The 22,235-nt window shown below is 53.3% G+C and carries 21 protein-coding genes, 3 tRNA genes and 2 pseudogenes; 9 read left to right on the forward strand and 17 right to left on the reverse strand.

Annotated elements, in window-relative coordinates:
- Nucleotides 1-156: 156 nt before the first annotated feature.
- From nadS to serB, 4 genes and pseudogenes are all read right to left on the reverse strand, one after another.
- Nucleotides 157-264 (reverse strand): annotated as a pseudogene (gene nadS, locus C1P89_RS26270) (NadS family protein); the annotation flags it as partial.
- A 38-nt stretch (nt 265-302) separates the two neighbouring features.
- Nucleotides 303-1,535, reverse strand: coding sequence for a multifunctional transcriptional regulator/nicotinamide-nucleotide adenylyltransferase/ribosylnicotinamide kinase NadR (nadR, locus tag C1P89_RS15735; protein ID WP_000093810.1), 1,233 nt, complete (start codon nt 1,533-1,535; stop codon nt 303-305).
- A gap of 20 nt (nt 1,536-1,555) precedes the next feature.
- Complete coding sequence (gene radA / locus C1P89_RS15740; RefSeq protein WP_001029698.1) at nt 1,556-2,938, reverse strand: DNA repair protein RadA; 1,383 nt, start codon at nt 2,936-2,938, stop codon at nt 1,556-1,558.
- Nucleotides 2,939-2,986: 48 nt separating this feature from the next.
- Nucleotides 2,987-3,955, reverse strand: a complete 969-nt coding sequence (gene serB, locus C1P89_RS15745; protein ID WP_001132955.1) for a phosphoserine phosphatase — start codon at nt 3,953-3,955, stop codon at nt 2,987-2,989.
- A 105-nt stretch (nt 3,956-4,060) separates the two neighbouring features.
- On the opposite strand from serB, the gene C1P89_RS15750 reads away from it, so the two are divergent.
- From C1P89_RS15750 to C1P89_RS26030, 3 genes and pseudogenes are all read left to right on the forward strand, one after another.
- On the forward strand, nt 4,061-4,705 hold the full coding sequence (locus tag C1P89_RS15750) for a YtjB family periplasmic protein (RefSeq protein ID WP_000124615.1): 645 nt from the start codon (nt 4,061-4,063) through the stop codon (nt 4,703-4,705).
- A 27-nt stretch (nt 4,706-4,732) separates the two neighbouring features.
- Nucleotides 4,733-5,749, forward strand: a complete 1,017-nt coding sequence (lplA, locus tag C1P89_RS15755) for a lipoate--protein ligase (RefSeq protein ID WP_000105889.1) — start codon at nt 4,733-4,735, stop codon at nt 5,747-5,749.
- Between the two features lie 31 nt (nt 5,750-5,780).
- A pseudogene (locus C1P89_RS26030) lies at nt 5,781-6,044 on the forward strand (helix-turn-helix domain-containing protein).
- Between the two features lie 160 nt (nt 6,045-6,204).
- Here the strand turns inward: C1P89_RS26030 and deoD are convergent.
- The 4 genes from deoD to deoC all read right to left on the reverse strand — a co-directional run bounded on the left by deoD (nt 6,205) and on the right by deoC (nt 10,507).
- Nucleotides 6,205-6,924 carry a purine-nucleoside phosphorylase gene (gene deoD / locus C1P89_RS15760; protein WP_000224877.1) on the reverse strand — a complete coding sequence of 240 codons (720 nt, stop codon included), beginning with the start codon at nt 6,922-6,924 and terminating at the stop codon, nt 6,205-6,207.
- Between the two features lie 79 nt (nt 6,925-7,003).
- Nucleotides 7,004-8,227 carry a phosphopentomutase gene (deoB, locus tag C1P89_RS15765; RefSeq protein ID WP_000816474.1) on the reverse strand — a complete coding sequence of 408 codons (1,224 nt, stop codon included), beginning with the start codon at nt 8,225-8,227 and terminating at the stop codon, nt 7,004-7,006.
- 51 nt (nt 8,228-8,278) lie between these two features.
- Nucleotides 8,279-9,601 carry a thymidine phosphorylase gene (gene deoA / locus C1P89_RS15770; RefSeq protein WP_000477811.1) on the reverse strand — a complete coding sequence of 441 codons (1,323 nt, stop codon included), beginning with the start codon at nt 9,599-9,601 and terminating at the stop codon, nt 8,279-8,281.
- A 126-nt stretch (nt 9,602-9,727) separates the two neighbouring features.
- Nucleotides 9,728-10,507: a deoxyribose-phosphate aldolase gene (gene deoC, locus C1P89_RS15775; protein WP_001295412.1), complete on the reverse strand. Its 780-nt coding sequence runs from the start codon at nt 10,505-10,507 to the stop codon at nt 9,728-9,730.
- Between the two features lie 257 nt (nt 10,508-10,764).
- Here deoC and C1P89_RS15780 point away from each other — a divergent pair, with 257 nt between their 5' ends.
- Together C1P89_RS15780 and C1P89_RS15785 are read left to right on the forward strand one after the other, a co-directional pair.
- A complete protein-coding gene (locus C1P89_RS15780; protein ID WP_001143257.1) occupies nt 10,765-12,315 on the forward strand; it encodes a YjjI family glycine radical enzyme in 1,551 nt (516 codons plus the stop codon).
- Entirely contained in the window at nt 12,287-13,150 is an 864-nt protein-coding gene (locus C1P89_RS15785; RefSeq protein WP_001088402.1) for a YjjW family glycine radical enzyme activase, read from the forward strand. The genes C1P89_RS15780 and C1P89_RS15785 overlap by 29 nt, the downstream gene beginning before the upstream one ends.
- 515 nt (nt 13,151-13,665) lie before the next feature.
- Here the strand turns inward: C1P89_RS15785 and C1P89_RS15790 are convergent.
- From C1P89_RS15790 to holD, 8 genes are all read right to left on the reverse strand, one after another.
- Nucleotides 13,666-14,448 carry a metal-dependent hydrolase gene (locus C1P89_RS15790; RefSeq protein WP_000563054.1) on the reverse strand — a complete coding sequence of 261 codons (783 nt, stop codon included), beginning with the start codon at nt 14,446-14,448 and terminating at the stop codon, nt 13,666-13,668.
- The gene (locus C1P89_RS15795) at nt 14,445-15,518 is read right to left on the reverse strand and encodes a patatin-like phospholipase family protein (RefSeq protein WP_001299799.1); all 1,074 of its coding nucleotides are present in this window, start codon (nt 15,516-15,518) and stop codon (nt 14,445-14,447) included. The genes C1P89_RS15790 and C1P89_RS15795 overlap by 4 nt, the downstream gene beginning before the upstream one ends.
- A gap of 121 nt (nt 15,519-15,639) precedes the next feature.
- Complete coding sequence (locus C1P89_RS15800) at nt 15,640-15,801, reverse strand: DUF1328 domain-containing protein (protein WP_000490275.1); 162 nt, start codon at nt 15,799-15,801, stop codon at nt 15,640-15,642.
- A gap of 126 nt (nt 15,802-15,927) precedes the next feature.
- The gene (osmY, locus tag C1P89_RS15805; RefSeq protein ID WP_001295748.1) at nt 15,928-16,533 is read right to left on the reverse strand and encodes a molecular chaperone OsmY; all 606 of its coding nucleotides are present in this window, start codon (nt 16,531-16,533) and stop codon (nt 15,928-15,930) included.
- 392 nt (nt 16,534-16,925) lie between these two features.
- Nucleotides 16,926-18,515 carry a peptide chain release factor 3 gene (gene prfC, locus C1P89_RS15810; protein ID WP_000175946.1) on the reverse strand — a complete coding sequence of 530 codons (1,590 nt, stop codon included), beginning with the start codon at nt 18,513-18,515 and terminating at the stop codon, nt 16,926-16,928.
- 90 nt (nt 18,516-18,605) lie between these two features.
- Nucleotides 18,606-19,283 carry a pyrimidine 5'-nucleotidase gene (yjjG, locus tag C1P89_RS15815; protein WP_000870701.1) on the reverse strand — a complete coding sequence of 226 codons (678 nt, stop codon included), beginning with the start codon at nt 19,281-19,283 and terminating at the stop codon, nt 18,606-18,608.
- 14 nt (nt 19,284-19,297) lie between these two features.
- Nucleotides 19,298-19,744, reverse strand: coding sequence for a ribosomal protein S18-alanine N-acetyltransferase (gene rimI, locus C1P89_RS15820; protein WP_001092465.1), 447 nt, complete (start codon nt 19,742-19,744; stop codon nt 19,298-19,300).
- Nucleotides 19,713-20,126: a DNA polymerase III subunit psi gene (gene holD / locus C1P89_RS15825; protein ID WP_000204018.1), complete on the reverse strand. Its 414-nt coding sequence runs from the start codon at nt 20,124-20,126 to the stop codon at nt 19,713-19,715. The genes rimI and holD overlap by 32 nt, the downstream gene beginning before the upstream one ends.
- A gap of 102 nt (nt 20,127-20,228) precedes the next feature.
- Here holD and rsmC point away from each other — a divergent pair, with 102 nt between their 5' ends.
- The 4 genes from rsmC to C1P89_RS15845 all read left to right on the forward strand — a co-directional run bounded on the left by rsmC (nt 20,229) and on the right by C1P89_RS15845 (nt 21,849).
- Nucleotides 20,229-21,260, forward strand: coding sequence for a 16S rRNA (guanine(1207)-N(2))-methyltransferase RsmC (gene rsmC, locus C1P89_RS15830; protein WP_001272342.1), 1,032 nt, complete (start codon nt 20,229-20,231; stop codon nt 21,258-21,260).
- A 267-nt stretch (nt 21,261-21,527) separates the two neighbouring features.
- Nucleotides 21,528-21,613, forward strand: a tRNA-Leu gene (locus C1P89_RS15835).
- A 28-nt stretch (nt 21,614-21,641) separates the two neighbouring features.
- Nucleotides 21,642-21,728 (forward strand) — tRNA-Leu (locus C1P89_RS15840).
- Between the two features lie 34 nt (nt 21,729-21,762).
- Nucleotides 21,763-21,849 (forward strand) — tRNA-Leu (locus C1P89_RS15845).
- 38 nt (nt 21,850-21,887) lie between these two features.
- On the opposite strand, the gene C1P89_RS15850 is transcribed toward C1P89_RS15845, so the two are convergent.
- The gene (locus C1P89_RS15850) at nt 21,888-22,124 is read right to left on the reverse strand and encodes a DUF1435 domain-containing protein (protein WP_001403902.1); all 237 of its coding nucleotides are present in this window, start codon (nt 22,122-22,124) and stop codon (nt 21,888-21,890) included.
- Nucleotides 22,125-22,235: the final 111 nt, after the last annotated feature.

The following is a 22,235-nucleotide window of genomic DNA, read 5'->3' on the forward strand; positions in this document are numbered from 1 at the left end:
TAAAATGCCGGATGCGGCGTGAACGCCTTATCCGGCCTACAAACCAAGAAATTTCAATACGTTGTGAATCTCCAGGCCTGATAAGACGCGGTAAGCGTCGCATCAGGCATTGAGCACCGAATGCCGGATACGGCGTGAACGCCTTTTCCGGCCTACAACAGCCTTAGTATCCGCAATTTCGTAGCGGGTCACCCGTGCAGGTTTTTTCAAACCTTGTTTAATCTCGACAGCCTCTTCCAGAGAGGTTTTCAACTCATCAAAAAACTTATTTTATACCTCGCCTTTGAGCCGTTTCATCGCGGTTATCTCTGCTCCCCCATCATCTCCCGCACCAGCTCCACGCAGCGCAGGAAACGGCTGTCATAATCGTCCTCTTCAACCCGCACGAATTCGATATTGTTCTCTTCCAGCATCTCCACCAGCAAGTTCTGGAACTCTTTGCGATCCACCGAACTGCCGAGGCTGCGTAAACCATCCGCCACCCACGGCGTGTTGTTCTCCAGCAGGATCACCAGATCGAAACGGTATTCATCAATCAACGCCTGTACGAACGGATGCTCACGCCCTTCGTACTTTTTGCAGAACGCCTGGGTAGTGACAAAATCAGTGTCAATAAACGCCACTTTATTGGCATATTTCACTGCAAAATCAATGTATTGTGCGTGGCCCAGCGCGATTTTATCGTAATCGGAATACTGCAATGCGATCTCATCACCGCCGAGGTGTGAAAAGACATAATCGCGACCATATTCCCACGCACTGGTGGTATTGAAGATATTGGCAAGTTTGTTTACCAGGGTGGATTTACCGCTCGACTCGCCACCAAGGATCGCCACGGTACGTACAAAGAACGGCTTCACTTCCGTAGGAATATATTCCCAGTAGCGGAACGGGTTTTCGCGGATCTGCGCACCGCTGATACTCATAAAGGTACGTTTCGGATCGACCAGCACCGTATCGATCCCCAGATGTTCCATATACTGTGGCGCATCGGCTTCTTCCGAGGTGTAGATCAGGTCCGGCTGAATCCCCTTTTCAGCCATAAACTTTTTGATGCCGTTGCTCCACACATCCCAGCCGTGCGGATACGGCTCCATGCCCTCTTCGTTGAAAGCATGAATGCGAATATTTTTCTGATATTTAAAAGTTTGTAATAACCAGCGCAGACGATCCGGCACCGTGGGCTGCTGCGACATGGCGCTGTCTTCAAACAACGCGCGGTCGCGGGTATCGTCAAAACCCATAATGATATGCAGCTCGTCAACCTGGCTACAGGCGCGCTGGATAAGGTAGATATGTCCGGTATGCAGCGGGTAGAACTTACCGAATACGACACCAATGGTTTTCTTCTGTCGGGGAAATTCAAGCCCCAAAAAACGGTGCAACGCCTCCAGCTTTTGCGCGCTGGGGCTTTTAATTTTGGCATTCAGTAACTGGCTTAAATACCCTTTGGTCATACCGCTGGCATCAGCTACCTGCTGTAGCGTGCAGCCCTGTTGCTTGATGGCAGTTTTCAGGTAATCAAATGACGACATATCTCCCTCCGTATCTCTCATTATAAGTCGTCGAACACGCTAAGCGCGTCGGAGAGTTTTTTAACGCCAAAAATCTGCATCCCTTCCGGCGCTTTTTTCGGTACGTTAGCCGCCGGAACAATCGCCCGGCGAAAACCGTGTTTCGCCGCTTCTGAAATTCGTTCCTGACCGCTGGGCACCGGGCGGATCTCCCCTGCCAGCCCGACTTCACCAAACACCACCAGATCCTGTGGCAGCGGTCTGTCACGCAGGCTGGAAACCATCGCCAGCAGTAACGCTAAATCGGCACTGGTTTCGGTTACCTTCACGCCGCCGACCACGTTCACAAATACATCCTGATCGGCCATTTGCAGACCACCGTGACGGTGCAAGACAGCCAGCAGGATTGCCAGACGGTTTTGTTCCAGCCCCACTGCCACGCGGCGCGGATTCGCCATCATCGAGTGATCGACCAGCGCCTGAATCTCCACCAGCAACGGACGCGTTCCTTCCCACACCACCATCACGGAGCTGCCGGAGGTCACTTCATCTCCGCGACTTAAGAAAATTGCCGAAGGGTTGCTGACTTCACGCAGCCCCTGTTCGGTCATCGCGAAGACGCCCAGCTCATTCACCGCGCCGAAGCGGTTTTTATGGCTGCGCAAGGTGCGAAAACGGGAGTCGGCATCACCATCCAGAAGCACCGAACAGTCGATACAGTGTTCCAGCACTTTAGGGCCAGCCAGCGAGCCATCTTTGGTTACGTGCCCAACCATGACAATCGCCACACCGCGCGTTTTGGCGAAGCGCGTCAGATAAGCCGCCGTTTCACGCACCTGCGCCACGCTACCAGGCGATGATTGTACATCCGCCATATGCATCACCTGGATCGAGTCAATTACCATCAGTTTCGGTTGCTCTTCTTCGGCAATCAGGCAGATCTGTTCGATGCTGGTTTCCGACAACATATTGAGATTGTCAGTCGGCAGGCCAAGGCGATGAGCGCGCATTGCCACCTGTTGCAGCGACTCTTCGCCAGTGACATACAGCGTTTTCATCTGCTGGGCCAGTTTGCACAGCGTTTGCAGTAGCAGCGTGGATTTCCCCGCACCTGGGTTACCGCCAATCAGAATGGCGCTTCCCGGCACCACGCCGCCGCCTAGTACGCGGTCGAACTCTTTAAATCCGGTGGAAAAACGCGGCAGCTCTTCAAGGCTGATATCGGAGAGTTTCTGGACTTTTGCCACCCCGGCGCTACCGGCATAGCCGCTGAGACGCTCGTTACGCGCCACCGTTGGCGACGCAGCAAGACGCACCTCGGTGATGGTGTTCCAGGCATGACAGGCACTGCACTGCCCCTGCCAGCGCGGATAATCGGCCCCGCATTCATTACAAACAAAGGCGCGTTTTGGAGCTTTTGCCACGGTGTACCTCGTTAATGCTGTGCCGCCCGCAGGATGGCGGGCGAGCAATTACTTCTGATTCAGGCTGCCAGAGAGGATGCAGAATACCCCCATCAGGTCAGCGTGACGGATGGTGACTTCCGCCTTTTCATTCACTTTTGGCTTGGCATGGTAGGCAATCCCCAGCCCTGCTGCTTTGATCATCGGCAGGTCATTAGCTCCATCGCCAATCGCCACGGTCTGCGCCAGCGGGATTTCATACTCCTGCGCGAGGCGAGTCAAAGTTTTCGCTTTGTACTGCGCGTCTACGATGTCGCCGATCACATTGCCGGTAAATTTACCGTCCATGATCTCCAGTTCATTGGCTACCACGGCGGTCAGGCGCAGCTTGTCGCGCAGATATTCAGCAAAGAAAGTAAAGCCGCCGGAGGCAATCGCCACTTTCCAGCCCAGCGTTTCCAGCTTGAGCACCAGTTGCGTTAAGCCTGGCATCAGCGGCAGATTTTCACGCACCTGTTGCAGAATATTGGCGTCAGCGCCTTTCAGCGTCGCCACACGGCTGCGCAGGCTGGCGGTAAAATCGAGTTCGCCGCGCATCGCCCGTTCGGTTACTTCCGCCACCATCTCGCCCGTTCCGGCCAGTTTGGCAATTTCATCAATACATTCAATCTGGATGGCGGTGGAATCCATGTCCATCACCAGCAAACCCGGCGTGCGCAGGTGCGGGATTTTCCCCAGCGGGGCGACATCCAGTTGCGCTTCATGGGCCAGGCGCGTAGCCCGTGCGGTGAGTGAACCTGCCAGACGAATCACCTGATAATCTTCCACGCACCAGGCGGCAACAATCACCATCGCCGCACCCAGTTTGCTCTGGTATTGGGTCAGACGCTGTTTATCCAGCCCACGACCATACAGCAGCCAGCCGCTACGACCTGCGTGGTAATCCAGTGGCATCACTTCATCACCACTTAATGAAAGAGGCAGACCCGGCCATAAAGAGACATCTTCAGGCAGGTCGCACCAGGTAATGTTAGGCATTAAGGCTCCTGTAAAATCGTTCGAAGCAGGGAAAATAACGCATGAGGCTACCTTGTATCCATTGCTTCTGGCAACATTAAGTCTCAAATTTTCAAAGGGTGGAAGATGGCTCGCACAAAACTGAAATTCCGGCTGCATCGGGCAGTGATTGTCCTGTTCTGTCTTGCCTTGTTAGTGGCACTGATGCAGGGGGCGTCATGGTTTAGTCAAAACCACCAGCGACAGCGTAATCCACAGCTGGAAGAACTGGCCCGCACCCTGGCGCGTCAGGTGACGCTGAACGTTGCACCGCTGATGCGTACCGACTCACCAGATGAAAAACGCATTCAGGCGATCCTCGATCAGTTAACGGATGAAAGCCGCATCCTCGACGCGGGTGTGTATGACGAACAAGGCGATCTTATCGCCCGTTCAGGCGAAAGCGTCGAAGTGCGCGACCGGCTGGCGCTCGACGGTAAAAAAGCAGGCGGCTATTTTAACCAGCAGATTGTCGAGCCAATTGCGGGTAAAAACGGACCGCTCGGCTATCTGCGCCTGACACTCGACACCCATACGCTCGCCACCGAAGCCCAACAGGTGGATAACACCACTAACATTTTACGCCTGATGTTGCTGCTCTCACTGGCAATCGGCGTAGTGCTGACCCGCACGCTGCTACAGGGTAAACGCACCCGCTGGCAGCAATCGCCCTTCCTGTTAACCGCCAGCAAACCGGTGCCGGAAGAGGAAGAAAGCGAGAAAAAAGAGTGACCCATTACTACAAGAAAGGAAATCGTTATGTCCACATTACGCCTGCTCATCTCTGACTCTTACGACCCGTGGTTTAACCTGGCGGTGGAAGAGTGTATTTTTCGCCAAATGCCCGCCACGCAGCGCGTTCTGTTTCTCTGGCGCAATGCCGACACGGTAGTGATTGGTCGCGCGCAGAACCCGTGGAAAGAGTGTAATACCCGGCGGATGGAAGAAGATAACGTCCGCCTGGCGCGGCGCAGTAGCGGTGGCGGCGCGGTGTTCCACGATCTCGGCAATACCTGCTTTACCTTTATGGCTGGCAAGCCGGAGTACGATAAAACCATCTCTACGTCGATTGTGCTCAATGCGCTGAACGCGCTCGGCGTCAGCGCCGAAGCGTCCGGACGTAACGATCTGGTGGTGAAAACAGTCGAAGGCGACCGCAAAGTCTCAGGCTCGGCCTATCGCGAAACCAAAGATCGTGGCTTCCACCACGGCACTTTGCTGCTCAATGCCGACCTTAGCCGCCTGGCAAACTATCTCAATCCGGATAAAAAGAAACTGGCGGCGAAAGGCATTACCTCAGTGCGTTCCCGCGTGACCAACCTCACCGAGCTGCTGCCGGGGATCACCCATGAGCAGGTTTGCGAGGCCATAACCAAGGCCTTTTTCGCCCATTATGGCGAGCGTGTAGAAGCGGAAATCATCTCCCCGGACAAAACGCCAGACTTGCCAAACTTCGCCGAAACCTTTGCCCGTCAGAGTAGCTGGGAATGGAACTTCGGTCAGGCTCCGGCATTCTCGCATCTGCTGGATGAACGCTTTAGCTGGGGCGGCGTGGAACTGCATTTCGACGTTGAAAAAGGCCATATCACCCGCGCCCAGGTGTTTACCGACAGCCTCAACCCCGCGCCGCTGGAAGCCCTCGCCGGGCGACTGCAAGGCTGCCTGTACCGCGCGGATATGCTGCAACAAGAGTGCGAAGCGCTGTTGGTTGACTTCCCGGACCAGGAAAAAGAGCTACGGGAGTTGTCGACGTGGATAGCGGGGGCGGTAAGGTAACTCGCTGATTAAAATACCAAAGGAAGGGAATATGATCGATCTGGAAAACCAGGAGCGGGAGATTATCAATTTAATGTTAAGCCAGCGTATTTCCTGGCTAGCCGCCGTGCGTATCAGGCATAAATTATCGCTTGCTGAAGTAAGTAAAATGTTAGGTATCTCGATTAATTCTCTAAAATAGATCGAAAAGACGGAACGGCTTAGCTCAAACATCAAAAGCAAAATGGGAGAAATTTATGGTTGTCCACCAGAGTTGCTGATATGCCCTTCCTGGATGACGGCTGAACATAAATGAATAGATTCGTGAATAGATACTTGAATGTATTTTATTTTTTATCCATATGAAAAATAATAGTAAATCTATAAATCAGTTGCTATTGATGAATAGATACTAAAAAGCCGGAGCAGTCCCCCACTCCGGCTTAACACGACAATCGCCTTTCAGCGAAACACAATTACTCTTTATCGCCCAGCAGAACGGATTCCAGTGCGATTTTGATCATGTCGTTGAAGGTGGTCTGACGCTCAGCGGCAGTGGTCTGCTCGTGAGTGCGGATGTGGTCAGACACAGTGCAGATGGTCAGGGCTTTCGCGCCAAATTCTGCAGCGACGCCGTAGATACCAGCCGCTTCCATTTCCACGCCGAGGATGCCGTATTTTTCCATCACGTCGAACATTTCGCCGTCCGGAGAGTAGAACAGGTCAGCGGAGAACAGGTTACCAACGCGAGCATCAATGCCCAGTGCTTTAGCCGCGTCTACCGCGTTACGCACCATGTCAAAGTCAGCGATAGCGGCAAAGTCATGATCTTTAAAACGGATGCGGTTAACTTTGGAATCGGTGCAGGCACCCATACCGATAACGACGTCGCGCAGTTTTACGTGCGGCAGAACTGCGCCACAGGAACCCACGCGGATAATTTTCTTCACGCCGAAATCGGTGATCAGTTCTTTGGTGTAGATGGAGCAGGACGGGATACCCATACCGTGACCCATTACGGAAATTTTGCGGCCTTTGTAAGTACCGGTGAAGCCCAGCATACCGCGAACGTTGTTCACTTCACGGGCATCTTCAAGGAAAGTTTCAGCAATATACTTCGCACGCAGCGGGTCGCCTGGCATCAAAACTACGTCAGCGAAATCGCCCATTTCTGCATTAATGTGTGGGGTAGCCATTGTTTTATCCTTATCAACATGTTTTCACCCTCTCCCTGAGGGAGAGGGCCGGGGTGAGGGCATCAAGCCGCACCCATTATCAGAACATGGCTTTGCCATATTCCATATCAGAAGTACCAAAATATTTTGCCAGAGTCTGGCCGATATCCGCGAAGGTTTCACGGTGACCCAGTGAGCCCGGTTTTACTTTCGGGCCGTAAACCAGTACCGGAATGTGTTCACGCGTGTGGTCAGTACCGGTCCAGGTCGGATCACAACCGTGGTCAGCAGTGAGGATCAGGATGTCGTCATCGCGCAGCAGAGACATCAGCTCCGGCAGACGGCGGTCGAACAGCTCCAGACCCACAGCATAACCGGCGACGTCGCGACGGTGGCCCCAGGAAGAGTCGAAGTCAACGAAGTTGGTGAAGACGATGGTGTTATCACCCGCTTCTTTCATCTCTTTGATGGTGGCGTCAAACAGCGCGTCCAGGCCAGTTGCTTTCACTTTCTTGGTGATACCGCAGTTGGCGTAGATGTCTGCAATTTTACCGACAGAAACCACCTGACCGTGTTTTTCATCAACCAGTTTCTGCAGCACGGTCGGTGCTGGCGGCTCAACAGCCAGGTCGTGACGGTTACCGGTACGCTGGAAGTTACCGGCTTTGTCACCGATAAACGGACGAGCGATAACACGACCGATGTTGTAGCCGCCGTTGGTCAGCTCTTCACGGGCGATTTCGCACAGTTCGTAGAGTTTATCCAGGCCAAAGGTTTCTTCGTGGCAGGCAATCTGGAACACAGAGTCAGCGGAGGTATAGAAAATCGGCTTGCCGGTTTTCATGTGCTCTTCGCCCAGCTGATCCAGAATGACCGTACCGGAAGAGTGGCAGTTACCGAGGTAACCCGGCAGATTAGCGCGTTCAACCAGTTTATCCAGCAGCTCTTGCGGGAAGCTGTTTTCGTGATCGGAGAAATATCCCCACTCAAATAGAACCGGGACACCGGCGATTTCCCAGTGACCAGACGGGGTATCTTTACCGGATGACATTTCGTGCGCCCATGCGTACGCGCCGATAACTTCAGCGTTGCCGTCCATTCCCGCCGGAATGAAACCGGTAGAACCTTCGTGTGCTTTCGCCAGCCCCAGACGGGTCAGATTTGGCAGATTGAGCGGACCTTTACGACCGTTATCAGCTTCGCCTTTGGCACAAGCTTCTGCGATATGACCCAGGGTGTCAGCCCCGACGTCACCAAAGCGTTCTGCATCTTCTGTAGCGCCGATGCCGAATGAGTCCAGCACCATAATAAATGCACGTTTCATATGTTCTCCGTACTCAGTGCTTCAAATTTAAATGATCAGATCAGTATACCGTTATTCGCTGATACGGCGATAGACAGTTGGTGTGCTTTCCGGTGCTTTATCGGCAAGTTTAATTGCCGCTTTCACCGCTTTCGCCGCTTCCTGCCAGCTGTTTTCGTCTTTCGCGTGGATAACCGCCAGCGGACGCTGACCGTCTACCTGGTCGCCCAAACGCGCCATATCAGTAAAGCCGACGCTGTAATCAATGGTGTCAGATGCCTGACGACGACCGCCGCCCATTGCAACCACTGCCATCCCCAGCGCGCGGGTATCCATTTCACTGACAAAACCTTCGGTATCAGCATAGACTGCTTTCGTCAGCATCGCTGTCGGCAGATACTTCGCGTAGTTCTCAACGAAGTCGGTTGGGCCTTTTTGTGCCGCTACCATACGACCAAAGACTTCTGCTGCTTTACCGTTGTCCAGCACTGCTTGCAATTTCGCGCGCGCTTCGGCGTCATCTTTCGCCAGTTTGCCGGAGATAAGCATCTCCACGCACAGCGCCATCGTGACATCAAACAGACGCGGGTTACGATACTCACCCGTCAGGAACTGCACCGCTTCACGAACTTCAACCGCGTTACCTGCACTGGAGGCCAGTACCTGATTCATGTCGGTGAGCAGCGCGGTGGTGCGCACGCCAGCGCCGTTAGCCACGCCAACAATCGCTTCGGCAAGGGCTTCAGAGAGTTCGTAGGTCGGCATAAACGCGCCGCTACCCACTTTCACGTCCATCACCAGCGCGTCCAGACCTTCCGCAAGTTTCTTCGCCAGAATAGAGGCGGTGATCAGCGGGATGGAGTCCACGGTTGCGGTAATATCACGGGTCGCGTAGAAACGTTTATCCGCCGGAGCCAGTGAGCTGGTCTGACCGATAATCGCCACGCCGACGTCTTTAATAATTTCGCGGAAACGGTTGTCATCCGGGAAAATGTCGAAGCCAGGGATGGATTCCAGTTTGTCGAGCGTACCGCCAGTATGACCGAGGCCGCGACCAGAGATCATCGGAATATAGCCGCCGCAGGCTGCGACCATCGGCCCCAACATCAGCGAAGTCACATCGCCGACGCCACCAGTGGAATGTTTATCAACAATCGGGCCATTCAGATGCAGGCTTTTCCAGTCGAGAACGGTTCCTGAATCTCGCATCGCCATGGTCAGCGAGACACGCTCAGGCATTGTCATATCGTGGAAGAAAATGGTCATCGCGAGGGCGGCAATCTGCCCTTCGGAGATAGTGTTGTCGCGAATGCCGTTGATAAAGAAACGAATTTCTTCATCGCTCAGTGCATGACCATCACGTTTTTTACGAATAATTTCTTGTGCGAGAAACAAGGTAACCTCCCGAGGAAAAGAGTATGAGGCGGCTTTTGCCGGATGCGTCTACGCCTTATCCGGCCTACGGGTAGATACGTCTCGTAGGCCTGATAAGCGCAGCGCATCAGGCGTAAAGCATCTTACTTAGTAGCTGCTGGCGCTCTTACCGTCACCGTGGCCCAGCGCTTTCAACAGGCTTGCCAGCAGGCTGGAAGCACCAAAGCGGTAGTGACGCGCATCTGCCCAGTCAGCACCGAACAGTTCATCTGCGATGGCGAGATATTTCTGCGCATCTTCCGCAGTACGCACGCCGCCCGCTGGTTTGAAACCAACGGTTTTTTCTACGCCCATATCACGGATCACTTCCATCATGATGCGCGCGCTTTCCGGCGTCGCGTTCACAGCCACTTTACCGGTAGAGGTTTTGATGAAGTCCGCACCCGCTTTGATGGAGATTTCAGACGCTTTACGGATCAGCGCTTCGTCTTTCAGTTCGCCGGTTTCGATGATCACTTTCAGCAGTACATTCGCTGCCGCGCAAGCCTCTTTACAGGCTTTCACCAGGTCAAAACCAACCTGCTCGTTACCCGCCATCAGCGCGCGGTACGGGAACACAACGTCAACTTCATCAGCACCGTAGGCGATTGCCGCACGGGTTTCTGCCAGCGCGATTTCGATGTCATCGTTACCGTGTGGGAAGTTGGTTACCGTAGCGATTCGGATTTCCGGGGTGCCCTGCTCTTTCAGCGTTTTGCGAGCAATCGGGATAAAGCGAGGATAGATACAGATAGCGGCGGTATTGCCGACCGGGGTTTTGGCCTGATGACACAGAGCAATTACTTTCTCGTCGGTGTCGTCGTCATTCAGGGTGGTCAGGTCCATCAATTTCAGTGCACGCAGGCTGCTTGCTTTCAGATCAGTCATTTCATTCTCCTGGCTTGTCGCCAATAAAATTCACCTTGCGAGTTTGTTAGTATTCTAACATCTACTCCGCAACACACTTCGATATACATCACAATTAAGGAAATCTACTTACAAGTTTGCATCACTGTAATGCGATCTGGTTCAAATAATTCACTTTCAAATGAATGCGTCAGTGGTGGCAAACGCATCAGGATCAAAGTGAACATCACGAAACTTCTTACAATGGCGCATCACCTTCGGCATAAAAGGAAAAGAAGATGCCCACTTCTCATGAAAATGCACTGCAACAACGTTGCCAGCAAATTGTCACCAGCCCAGTGCTTAGCCCGGAGCAGAAGCGCCATTTTCTGGCACTGGAAGCAGAAAACAATCTGCCTTATCCGCAGCTTCCTGCCGAAGCCCGCCGCGCGCTGGATGAGGGTGTAATCTGCGATATGTTTGAAGGTCATGCGCCGTACAAACCGCGCTATGTCTTACCCGATTACGCCCGTTTTCTGGCGAACGGTTCCGAATGGCTGGAGCTGGAAGGCGCGAAAGATCTTGATGACGCACTCTCTCTGCTGACCATTCTTTACCACCACGTACCGTCGGTCACATCGATGCCGGTCTACCTGGGGCAACTGGATGCGTTGTTGCAACCATATGTTAGAATTCTAACACAAGACGAGATCGATGTTCGAATAAAACGTTTCTGGCGTTACCTCGACAGAACCCTGCCAGACGCCTTTATGCACGCCAATATCGGCCCGTCTGATTCGCCCATTACCCGCGCGATCTTACGTGCAGACGCAGAGTTGAAGCAGGTTTCACCGAACCTGACCTTTATCTACGATCCTGAAATCACCCCTGATGACCTGCTGCTGGAAGTGGCGAAGAACATCTGTGAATGTAGCAAACCGCACATCGCCAACGGTCCGGTGCATGATAAAATTTTCACAAAAGGGGGCTACGGGATTGTGAGCTGTTACAACTCACTGCCGCTGGCGGGTGGTGGCAGCACGCTGGTACGCCTTAACCTGAAAGCCATTGCCGAGCGCAGCGAATCGCTGGATGACTTCTTTACGCGCACTCTACCGCACTACTGCCAGCAGCAGATCGCCATCATCGATGCGCGGTGTGAATTCCTCTATCAACAATCACACTTCTTTGAGAATAGCTTCCTGGTGAAAGAAGGGCTGATTAACCCTGAACGTTTTGTGCCAATGTTTGGCATGTATGGGCTGGCGGAAGCGGTTAACTTGCTGTGTAAGAAAGAAGGGATTGCCGCGCGCTACGGTAAAGAAGCCGCCGCAAATGAAGTGGGTTATCGCATCAGCGCGCAACTGGCGGAGTTTGTCGCCAATACCCCCGTGAAATATGGCTGGCAAAAACGCGCCATGTTACACGCACAGTCGGGGATCAGTTCCGATATCGGCACCACGCCGGGCGCGCGTTTGCCGTATGGTGATGAGCCAGATCCGATCACCCATCTGCAAACTGTCGCCCCGCATCATGCTTATTATTATTCCGGCATCAGCGACATTCTGACGCTCGACGAAACCATCAAACGTAATCCGCAGGCGCTGGTACAGCTTTGCCTCGGTGCCTTTAAAGCCGGAATGCGTGAATTTACTGCCAATGTCAGCGGTAACGATCTGGTTCGCGTTACCGGTTATATGGTGCGTTTGTCGGATTTAGAAAAATATCGCGCCGAAGGTTCACGCACCAACACCACCTGGCTGGGCGAAGAAGCCGCACGCAACACTCGTATTCTGGAACGCCAGCCGCGCGTGATAAGCCATGAACAGCAGATGCGCTTTAGTCAGTAAGATTATCCCCTTCTCCTGCGTTGACGGGCCAGGCAGTCGTCTGGCTCTGTTTTTGCAGGGCTGCAATCTGCGCTGCAAAAACTGTCACAATCCGTGGACGATGGGACGTTGCAATGACTGTGGGGAGTGCGTGCCACAGTGTCCGCATCAGGCGTTGCAGATTGTTGACGGCAAAGTGGTGTGGAACGCTGTGGTTTGCGAGCAGTGTGATACCTGCCTGAAGAGGTGTCCGCAACATGCCACGCCAATGGCGCAATCCATGAGCGTGGACGAAGTGCTTAGCCATGTCCGCAAAGCGGTGCTGTTTATTGAAGGGATAACGGTAAGCGGCGGCGAAGCCACGACCCAACTGCCGTTTGTAGTGGCGCTGTTTACTGCTATCAAAAACGATCCGCAACTGCGCCACCTCACCTGCCTGGTGGACAGTAACGGCATGTTGAGCGAAACCGGCTGGGAAAAATTACTCCCGGTGTGTGACGGCGCAATGCTCGATCTCAAAGCGTGGGGGAGCGAATGTCATCAACACTTAACCGGACGCGATAATCAGCAGATTAAGCGCAGCATCTGTTTGCTTGCAGAGCGCGGCAAGCTGGCGGAACTGCGTTTGCTGGTAATTCCAGACCAGGTGGATTATTTGCATCACATCGATGAGCTGGCGACGTTTATCAAGAGACTTGGCGATGTTCCGGTTCGCCTGAATGCGTTTCATGCCCACGGCGTGTATGGCGAGGCGCAAAGCTGGGCGAGCGCCACGCCGGAAGACGTTGAGCCGTTGGCTGATGCGTTAAAGGTGCGCGGGGTGAGCCGGTTGATATTTCCGGCGCTCTATTTGTGACATGCCGGATACGGCCTACGGTTCGGCACAGACTTGTAGGCATGATAAGACGCGACAAGCGTCGCATCAGGCATTATGCGCCGACTGCCGGATGCGGCGTGAACGCCTTATCCGGCCTACGGTTCGGCACAGACTTGTAGGCATGATAAGACGCGTCAGCGTCGCATCAGGCATTGTGCGCCAACTGCCGGATGCGGCGTGAACGCCTTATCCGGCCTACGGTTCGGCACAGACTTGTAGGCATGATAAGACGCGTCAAGCGTCGCATCAGGCATTGTGCGCCAACTGCCGGATGCGGCGTGAACGCCTTATCCGGCCTACGGTTCGGCACAAACCTGTAGGCATGATAAGACGCGTCAAGCGTCGCATCAGGCATTGTGCGCCAACTGCCGGATGCGGCGTGAACGCCTTATCCGGCCTACGGTTCGGCACAAACCTGTAGGCATGATAAGACGCGTTAAGCGTCGCATCAGGCATTATGCGCCGACTGCCGGATGCTGCCTACGAAGGGTAGGCTACCCACTAACGCTAAACAACGCATACGTATTATTAAGCAACACTTCGGCAATCTCATCTTCTGGTTCCGGGCGCAACTCGCAAAGCACGTCAAACACCCGCACAGCCTGTTCCGGTCGGTTAGGCTGCCCCTGAAAGCCGTTGAGCGGCATATCCGGCGCGTCGGTTTCCAGCAACAACGATGCCAGCGGTAATTTTGCGATGACATCGCGGGTTTTACTGGCGCGTGGATAGGTGATAGTACCGCCTACGCCGATTTTGTAGCCCAGCTGTACAAACCGCTCGGCCTGTTGCAGGCTGCCGGAAAAACCGTGAACCACGCCAGTGCACGGTAAATCGTGACGTTTAAGATGCATCGCCAGTTTGTCGTGTATACGCCGGGAATGAAGGATCACCGGCAGATCGTAGCGTTTCGCCAGTTTCAGCTGTTCGTCGAGTAACCACTGCTGCCTCTCAAATTGCGGATCGTCGCCGAAGAGATCCAGACCGATCTCCCCCACCGCCACCACCTTCGCCGGACGCCTTTCCAGCGCCTGCTGTAGCTGATCAAGAGACACATCGCTATGTTTTTCCAACATCCCCGGATGCAACCCCAATGCGGCATACAGCGGTTGATATTTTTCCGCTAACGCCTGCACGCGGGCAAAATTTTCCGCCTCTGTCGCCGGAACAATGATCTTGCCTACGCCCGCTTGTGCCGCGCGTTGCAGGCTGGCCTCTTCATCGCCACTAAACGGCGGGAAATCAAAATGGCAGTGGGTATCGATAAAACGGCAAATCAAGCCAGATCCTCATTGTTAAATGTCGGGTCGTTCGCCTGCGGAGCATCGCTCACTTCGGCAACCAGCGTATCGTTGGCGACTGGCGCAGGCGGAATAACGATCGATTCCGGCGTCACCACTGGCACCAGATGGCGGGTAAGCGGCGCTTTTTCAGTTAATAGCTTGCCAACCGTGGCGAGGAAATAACGACCGCATAAACGCCCAAGTTTATAGTCTTCACGCAGCGCCGGAATCCGACTGCCAAGCGCGATACTATGTAATGGCTTCGGCGGATAAATTTCGAATATCCGCAGCTTGCCCGGTGGTTTCTCAATAAATTGCTGAATGTCACGATAGCTGGTTTCATGATGCTGCACCAGATTGACCAGCGGCTGCAGGCTACTGTCACCCAGCCAGCGTTCCATGCGTTTGAACCACTGCGGCGTGTAGTACATTTGTGACGGCACAGTGCGAATGACGACCAACGTTTTAGCGCCCTGCCTTGCCGCCTCTTTAACCGGAATCGCATCACTGATCCCGCCATCCAGGTAGTTAATGCCTTCCAGCGACACTCCGCTACGATAAAAGCCAGGTATCGCACTGGAGGCGCGAATCACATCCAGCCAGTTTTGTTTGGTTGGTAAAAAGTAATTAGGCGCGTAGTCATCCTGACGACAGGCGCACATATAAAACGATTTGCCGCTGTCAAACAACCGCGCGGCGGTATCCATTTGCAACGGCATCTGGCTTGCGGTGGCCTCCACCAGCCAGTCGAGATCGATAAGATTTCCTCCACGGACAAAGCGCAATGGATCGAAAAATTCGCGTTTTGTGGTATAGCGCATGATGACTTTGCGCGCGTAACCGGGCTGATTGCAGATAAACGCCGAGAGGTTCTGCGCCCCGGCAGATGTGCCGAGATAAAGATCGAAAGGATTAAACTGCGCGCGCATAAACTCATCCAGCACGCCAGCCGTGAAAATTCCACGCTGTCCGCCGCCTTCGCACACCAGAGCTATTCGTCCAGGCTGGAACGGCCTTAGCGACAACGGCGCAATATTACCAAGCGTTACAGGTATTCGCTGCCCCACCTCTGCCTTCCTGTTTTTGTTGTGAAAGAATGACAAAGTAACGCAATTTATTATTCGCTAAAACCGCAAAAGCCAGTCCGCTGGACTGGCTTTGGATAAAATTTTCTTAATGGTCTGAAATCTAGGGTCGTTTTCGGCCCATGAACAAACTCACCAGGAACAGAATAATCCCGACGACAAAGACAATTTTAGCTGCGCCTGCAGCGGTACCGGCCAGACCACCAAACCCAAGTGCGGCGGCGATTAACGCGATAACCAGAAATATGATGCCCCAACGAAACATAAGCGTCTCCTTTACCATAGTTAATGTCACCGCTTGATATGAGCGTGAAAATCACTCAATGCGATATTTTTAGTGTGGTGCACATCGCGCCTCCCGACAAAGTTCGGGAGGACGAATTACGACGAATTACTTAGTTTTCAGATCATTTTTAACGCTTTTCACACCATCTACCGCTTTGGCGATACTTTCAGCACGGTCGCTCTGTGCCTGGGAATCGACGGTACCGGAGAGCTGAACCACGCCGTCGGTGGTTTCAACTTTCACATGACGGGAAGGGACGATATCGTCCGCCAGCAGTTTGGCTTTGATTTCACTGGTGGTGGCGGTGTCACCCGCGTAGCCCTTCACAGAGCCTTCTTTAGCGTCGCGAACGTGCAGTTTGTCGCTGACAGAGGTCACCCCTTCAACGCCTTTCGCCACTTTCACTGCCTCTTCGGCCTGAGCCTGGCTTTCAACGAAACCGCTCAGGGTCACGACTTTTTGATCGGTTTTGACAGAGATATCGGTGCTCTTGATGTTGTCATGATCCACCAGCGCCGCCTTCACTTTCGCGGTGATGGCGCTGTCATCCATGAAATTACCGACTTTATTCATAGAGCTATCGACTTTTTGCCCTGCGCTTTCATTGGTAGTCTGTGCGTTGTTTTCCGCGTAGGCAGAGCCGGTCGCGACGGCAGAGGTCAACATTACAGCCAGCAGAGTTTTCGAAATCTTCAGTCTTGTCATAGTCATCGATTTATTCCTGTATGTTTGCTCGTAATTTGAGCCTGGCAACACGAGGTTGCATTGCTGAATAGGGAGAGACTTCACCCTCTACAGAAGTCAATGGTCGCCATCACAAAAGCGATGGGTGATGAATAACGACCATTACAGCCTCTGAATCAGTTATTAATATCGGTAGAATGACAATCGACGGCTTTAGATACTGATATCTACGCATTGAACGGTATTTAACGCCGTCAGAAATGTCATTACTTTGTTAAATATAGATCACAATTTTGAAACCGCTCGGGATATCAGCGAAAACATAAGCAAAAGTGAATGTTTTAAGAACATTCCGTAAGCGGCTAATAAGGAAGGGAAATTGACAGGGCGCAGCGGCTACCGCGCCCTGGAGGCAAGAATTAATGCTCGCGGGTCTGGTGGAACTGAACGTCGGGATAACGTTCCTGCGCCAGGCGCAGGTTGACCATGCTGGTAGCGATGTAAGCGAGGTTATCGCCGCCATCAAGCGCCAGTTGGCTTTCGTTCTTACGCTTGAACTCTTCGAATTTCTTCGCGTCCGCACATTCTACCCAGCGGGCAGTGGCAACGTTGACTGATTCATATACTGCTTCAACGCTGTATTCGCTCTTCAGGCGCGATACCACCACATCAAACTGCAGCACACCAACAGCACCAACGATCAAATCGTTGTTGGAGATCGGACGGAACACCTGCACCGCGCCCTCTTCGGAAAGCTGTACCAGCCCTTTGAGCAGCTGTTTTTGCTTCAGCGGATCTTTCAGGCGGATACGACGGAACAGTTCTGGTGCGAAGTTCGGAATACCGGTGAACTTCATCATCTCACCCTGGGTAAAGGTGTCGCCGATCTGAATAGTGCCGTGGTTGTGCAGGCCGAGGATATCGCCCGGATACGCTTCTTCAACGTGCGAACGGTCGCCCGCCATAAAGGTCAGCGCGTCGGAGATAACCACATCTTTCGCAGTACGCACCTGGCGCAGCTTCATGCCTTTTTCATATTTACCGGATACTACGCGCATAAACGCCACGCGGTCGCGGTGTTTCGGGTCCATGTTGGCCTGAATTTTAAATACGAAGCCGGTAAATTTGTCTTCGCTCGCCTCTACGGTACGGGTATCAGTCTGACGCGGCATCGGCGCAGGAGCCCACTCCACCAGGCCATCCAGCATATGATCAACGCCGAAGTTACCCAGCGCAGTACCGAAGAATACCGGAGTGATTTCGCCCGCAAGGAACAATTCTTTGTCGAACTCGTTAGACGCGCCTTTCACCAGTTCCAGTTCGTCACGTAGCTGCTGTGCCAGATCTTCACCAACCGCAGCGTCGAGATCCGGGTTATTCAGCCCTTTAACAATACGGACTTCCTGAATCGTGTGGCCTTTACCGCTCTGATAGAGATAGGTTTCGTCTTTATAAAGGTGGTAAACGCCTTTAAACAGCTTGCCGCAGCCAATCGGCCAGGTGATCGGTGCGCAGCCGATTTTCAGCTCGTTCTCAACTTCATCGAGCAGTTCCATCGGGTCGCGGATATCACGGTCAAGTTTGTTCATAAAGGTGAGGATCGGCGTGTCGCGCAGACGGGTAACTTCCATCAGCTTACGGGTACGATCTTCAACACCTTTTGCAGCGTCGATAACCATCAGGCAGCAGTCCACCGCCGTCAGGGTACGATAGGTATCTTCCGAGAAGTCTTCGTGCCCCGGGGTGTCGAGCAGGTTAACCAGGCAATCGTGATACGGAAACTGCATCACAGACGTAGTAATGGAGATCCCACGCTGCTTTTCCATCTCCATCCAGTCCGACTTAGCGTGCTGGTTGGAACCACGGCCTTTTACTGTACCGGCGGTCTGAATGGCCTGTCCGAACAGCAGCACCTTCTCGGTGATGGTAGTCTTACCGGCATCCGGGTGAGAAATAATGGCAAAAGTGCGGCGCTTCGCCACCTCTTGCAAATAAGGAGACAACGTCATAATTCTTTCTTCTTGAGTAAGCGGCATCGCGCCGCGCTTGTTGAAAACGAAAAATTGCGGCTATTTTACCCATCAACGGGGGGGAGGCAATCAGTGTTTACACAGGAGCTGCTCCAGTTCGTGCAACGAAGAAACGGTCCAGGTGGGCGCGATGCCTTCTGGTTGCTCGCGATTGTGCGCATTCAGCCAGCAGGTCGCAAGCCCGGCGTTGATGCCACCGAGAATATCGGACTCGGCAGTGTCGCCAACCATCAGCACGCGTGAACGGTCAGGATTGCCCGCCTGTTCCAGCGCATAATCGAAAATTTTCTTATTCGGTTTGGCAACGCCAACTTCTTCGGAAATCACCAGCAAATCGAAGTAATCACGCAGGCCCGTGCGTTCCAGACGCACTTGCTGCAAGGCGCTAAAGCCGTTGGTGATGATGCCGATTTTGGCGTTGCCACGAATGGCGTTAAGCAGAGAAACCGCGCCCGGCAGCGGCGTGCAGATTTCCGCCATCGCATTAATAAAGGCATCGTTAAGCAAGCCTGCTTCAACTTTCAGCCGTTCGGCCCAGCTCTCAAAACGCCCGTGCTGAAGCTGTAATGAAGTGATCGCGCCGTTTTGATAATCCACCCACAGTGGCTTGTTAACGGCCTGATAGTCCTGAAAATCTTCAGCGGTAAAGGTGACGCTGTAATCAAGAAACATCCGCTGCAGGCCGGTGAATGAGTCAAAGGTAAACAGCGTTTCATCGGCATCAAAGAAAATCCAGTCCCACTTCATTATTCCACCTTGTCTTACATACTGATTGGCAACGCCATGATGATGGCGTCTTCGCGACCGTCCGTGGTGGGGTAGTAATTGCGGCGAATCGTCGCCTCGTTAAAGCCTAAACTTTCGTACAGGGCAATGGCGGCAGCATTTGAGGCACGGACTTCCAGCCATAGTGTCGCCACGCCGCGTTTTTCCAGTTCGTCGATCAGATGTTCCAGCAGCACCCTTCCCAATCCCTGACGCTGATAGTCAGGATCGACCGCAATATTGAACAATGTAGCTTCATCCAGCACCACTTGCGTAATCGCAAACGCCGCCATTTTGCCGTTTTGCGTTAACTGAAAGTTGAGATAACGCTCGCCCTGGTTGCTGGCAAAGGTTTTTTCACTCCACGGAAAGGCGTGGGCGCGTTGTTCAATGTGGTAAGCCGCTGGTAAATCAGTCGTTTCGAGGGAAGAAATCGTGTTCATATGTGCAAATCTGTTGCCATAACGCGGCGCGTGCCGTTGGGTTTGCCCGTAATTCGGTGAGCGCCGGTGATGCCACCTGAGCGCCTTCCAGTGATAGCGGTTCGTCAGTACCCAACCGCCAGCTGTTGCAGCGACTGCCTTGCGGCAGCATCGCGATTTTTTCTGGCGTCAGTTGCAGCACTTGATCGGGGCTGACGGTTAATGCGCGCAGAACATCGCTCACTAAAGGATCGGTCAGGGCGGGAAGATCGTTTGCCACCATCACCAGACGGACGTGTGCCGGGATCGCAATGGCAATCTCCCCCTGCAACGCGCCAGGGCGACGCAGCGACCACTGGGTAATGCCCAGTTGCTGTAACTGCCAGTCTCGTCGGGATGTCATAGCGAATCGCTCCTGTTGTCAGGGGCGCAAATATAGCAAATTCGTCGATACCGCGCCAACATATGGCTATAATCGCCGCCAGTATCAATTGAGGAGCATTCCATGTCTGCATTTACCCCGGCAAGTGAAGTCTTGCTGCGTCACAGTGATGATTTCGAACAAAGCCGTATTCTGTTTGCCGGAGACTTACAGGATGACCTGCCCGCGCGTTTAGATACCGCGGCCAGCCGTGCTCATACCCAGCAATTCCACCACTGGCAGGTATTAAGCCGCCAGATGGGGGATAACGCCCGTTTCAGTCTGGTCGCCACGGTGGATGACGTCGCAGATTGCGATACGCTGATTTACTACTGGCCGAAGAACAAACCGGAAGCCCAGTTCCAGTTGATGAATTTACTTTCTCTGCTGCCAGTGGGGACAGATATTTTTGTCGTTGGCGAGAACCGCAGCGGCGTGCGCAGCGCCGAGCAGATGCTGGCAGATTATGCGCCGTTGAATAAAGTCGACAGCGCTCGTCGCTGTGGCCTCTATTTTGGTCGTCTGGAAAAACAGCCGGTATTTGATGCCGATAAATTCTGGGGCGAATACAGCGTCGATGGCCTGACGGTCAAAACGCTGCCTGGCGTGTTTAGCCGCGACGGTCTGGATGTCGGTAGCCAGTTGCTGCTCTCGACGTTAACTCCGCACACGAAAGGTAAAGTGCTGGATGTCGGCTGTGGCGCGGGGGTGCTTTCAGTTGCCTTTGCGCGCCATTCGCCGAAAATTCGTCTCACCTTGTGCGATGTCTCTGCGCCAGCGGTAGAAGCCAGCCGCGCAACACTTGCGGCCAACTGTGTTGAAGGTGAAGTCTTTGCCAGCAACGTCTTTTCCGAGGTGAAAGGTCGTTTTGATATGATCATCTCCAACCCGCCGTTCCACGATGGGATGCAAACCAGCCTGGATGCGGCGCAAACGCTGATTCGCGGCGCGGTGCGTCATCTTAATAGCGGCGGCGAGCTGCGAATTGTAGCGAACGCCTTCCTGCCTTACCCGGACGTGCTGGATGAGACATTTGGCTTCCATGAAGTGATTGCGCAAACCGGGCGTTTCAAGGTGTATCGCGCCATTATGACCCGCCAGGCGAAGAAAGGTTAATTATCTCGCCGAATACCGTGTCGGATGCGGCGTGAACGCCTTATCCGACCTACAAAACCTGCACGTTAGCCCTTCGTAGGCCAGATAAGACGCGCCAGCGTCGCATCTGGCATCTGCCCCCGCATGCCTACCAAACCTGCACGCTAGTTTCCTGATGGACATTTTTCCAGCAATTACACCTCCGGCGATAATTAACTATTGACGAAAAGCTGAAAACCACTAGAATGCGCCTCCGTGGTAGCAATTCTTTTTAAGAATTGATGGTATGCGAAGGTGGCGGAATTGGTAGACGCGCTAGCTTCAGGTGTTAGTGTCCTTACGGACGTGGGGGTTCAAGTCCCCCCCTCGCACCAAAAACCACGTTGATATTGCTCGCACTGGGCGAAGGTGGCGGAATTGGTAGACGCGCTAGCTTCAGGTGTTAGTGTTCTTACGGACGTGGGGGTTCAAGTCTCCCCCCTCGCACCAAACGAGGCGATATCAAAAAAAGTAAGATGACTGTGCGAAGGTGGCGGAATTGGTAGACGCGCTAGCTTCAGGTGTTAGTGTCCTTACGGACGTGGGGGTTCAAGTCCCCCCCCTCGCACCAATTATCTTTACTTCCTTTCTTGTTTCTTCCTTGATTTTTCATCCCTGATTCAAATTCATTATCATCAGCATGATGGCAGCAATAAGCGCCAGGCACGATGGTAGCAAAACGTAATGCCGTAACTGTTTGTGATACAGCATCACCGGCGTCAATACTAATCCCATCAGAATGACAATCCGCCACTGATCCGGCGATAAATCCGCATACATCAGCCCTGCAATCAGCAATCCCGGCAGCAACACTCCCCAGCCACTGCCCAGCGTACGTTGCAACATGGTTTCATCTCTTTCATTGATAATGATAACCAATATCATATGATAATTTTTATCATTTGCAAGCCAGAGAAATCCCTTGCTATCGGGTAAACCTATCGCTAGGATTAGCAA

It is taken from the genome of Shigella sonnei (assembly GCF_002950395.1).
GTDB lineage: Bacteria > Pseudomonadota > Gammaproteobacteria > Enterobacterales > Enterobacteriaceae > ECMA0423.

Coding starts and splice junctions, on each gene's coding strand:
- osmY (WP_001295748.1), bottom strand. CDS start 16,533: ATGACTATGACAAGACTGAAGATTTCGAAAACTCTGCTGGCTGTAATG.
- deoC (WP_001295412.1), bottom strand. CDS start 10,507: ATGACTGATCTGAAAGCAAGCAGCCTGCGTGCACTGAAATTGATGGAC.
- nadR (WP_000093810.1), bottom strand. CDS start 1,535: ATGTCGTCATTTGATTACCTGAAAACTGCCATCAAGCAACAGGGCTGC.
- C1P89_RS15850 (WP_001403902.1), bottom strand. CDS start 22,124: ATGTTGCAACGTACGCTGGGCAGTGGCTGGGGAGTGTTGCTGCCGGGA.
- yjjG (WP_000870701.1), bottom strand. CDS start 19,283: ATGAAGTGGGACTGGATTTTCTTTGATGCCGATGAAACGCTGTTTACC.
- rimI (WP_001092465.1), bottom strand. CDS start 19,744: ATGAACACGATTTCTTCCCTCGAAACGACTGATTTACCAGCGGCTTAC.
- rsmC (WP_001272342.1), top strand. CDS start 20,229: ATGTCTGCATTTACCCCGGCAAGTGAAGTCTTGCTGCGTCACAGTGAT.
- holD (WP_000204018.1), bottom strand. CDS start 20,126: ATGACATCCCGACGAGACTGGCAGTTACAGCAACTGGGCATTACCCAG.
- C1P89_RS15785 (WP_001088402.1), top strand. CDS start 12,287: ATGAACAGCAGATGCGCTTTAGTCAGTAAGATTATCCCCTTCTCCTGC.
- C1P89_RS15750 (WP_000124615.1), top strand. CDS start 4,061: ATGGCTCGCACAAAACTGAAATTCCGGCTGCATCGGGCAGTGATTGTC.
- deoB (WP_000816474.1), bottom strand. CDS start 8,227: ATGAAACGTGCATTTATTATGGTGCTGGACTCATTCGGCATCGGCGCT.
- deoD (WP_000224877.1), bottom strand. CDS start 6,924: ATGGCTACCCCACACATTAATGCAGAAATGGGCGATTTCGCTGACGTA.
- prfC (WP_000175946.1), bottom strand. CDS start 18,515: ATGACGTTGTCTCCTTATTTGCAAGAGGTGGCGAAGCGCCGCACTTTT.
- lplA (WP_000105889.1), top strand. CDS start 4,733: ATGTCCACATTACGCCTGCTCATCTCTGACTCTTACGACCCGTGGTTT.
- C1P89_RS15800 (WP_000490275.1), bottom strand. CDS start 15,801: ATGTTTCGTTGGGGCATCATATTTCTGGTTATCGCGTTAATCGCCGCC.
- serB (WP_001132955.1), bottom strand. CDS start 3,955: ATGCCTAACATTACCTGGTGCGACCTGCCTGAAGATGTCTCTTTATGG.
- C1P89_RS15780 (WP_001143257.1), top strand. CDS start 10,765: ATGCCCACTTCTCATGAAAATGCACTGCAACAACGTTGCCAGCAAATT.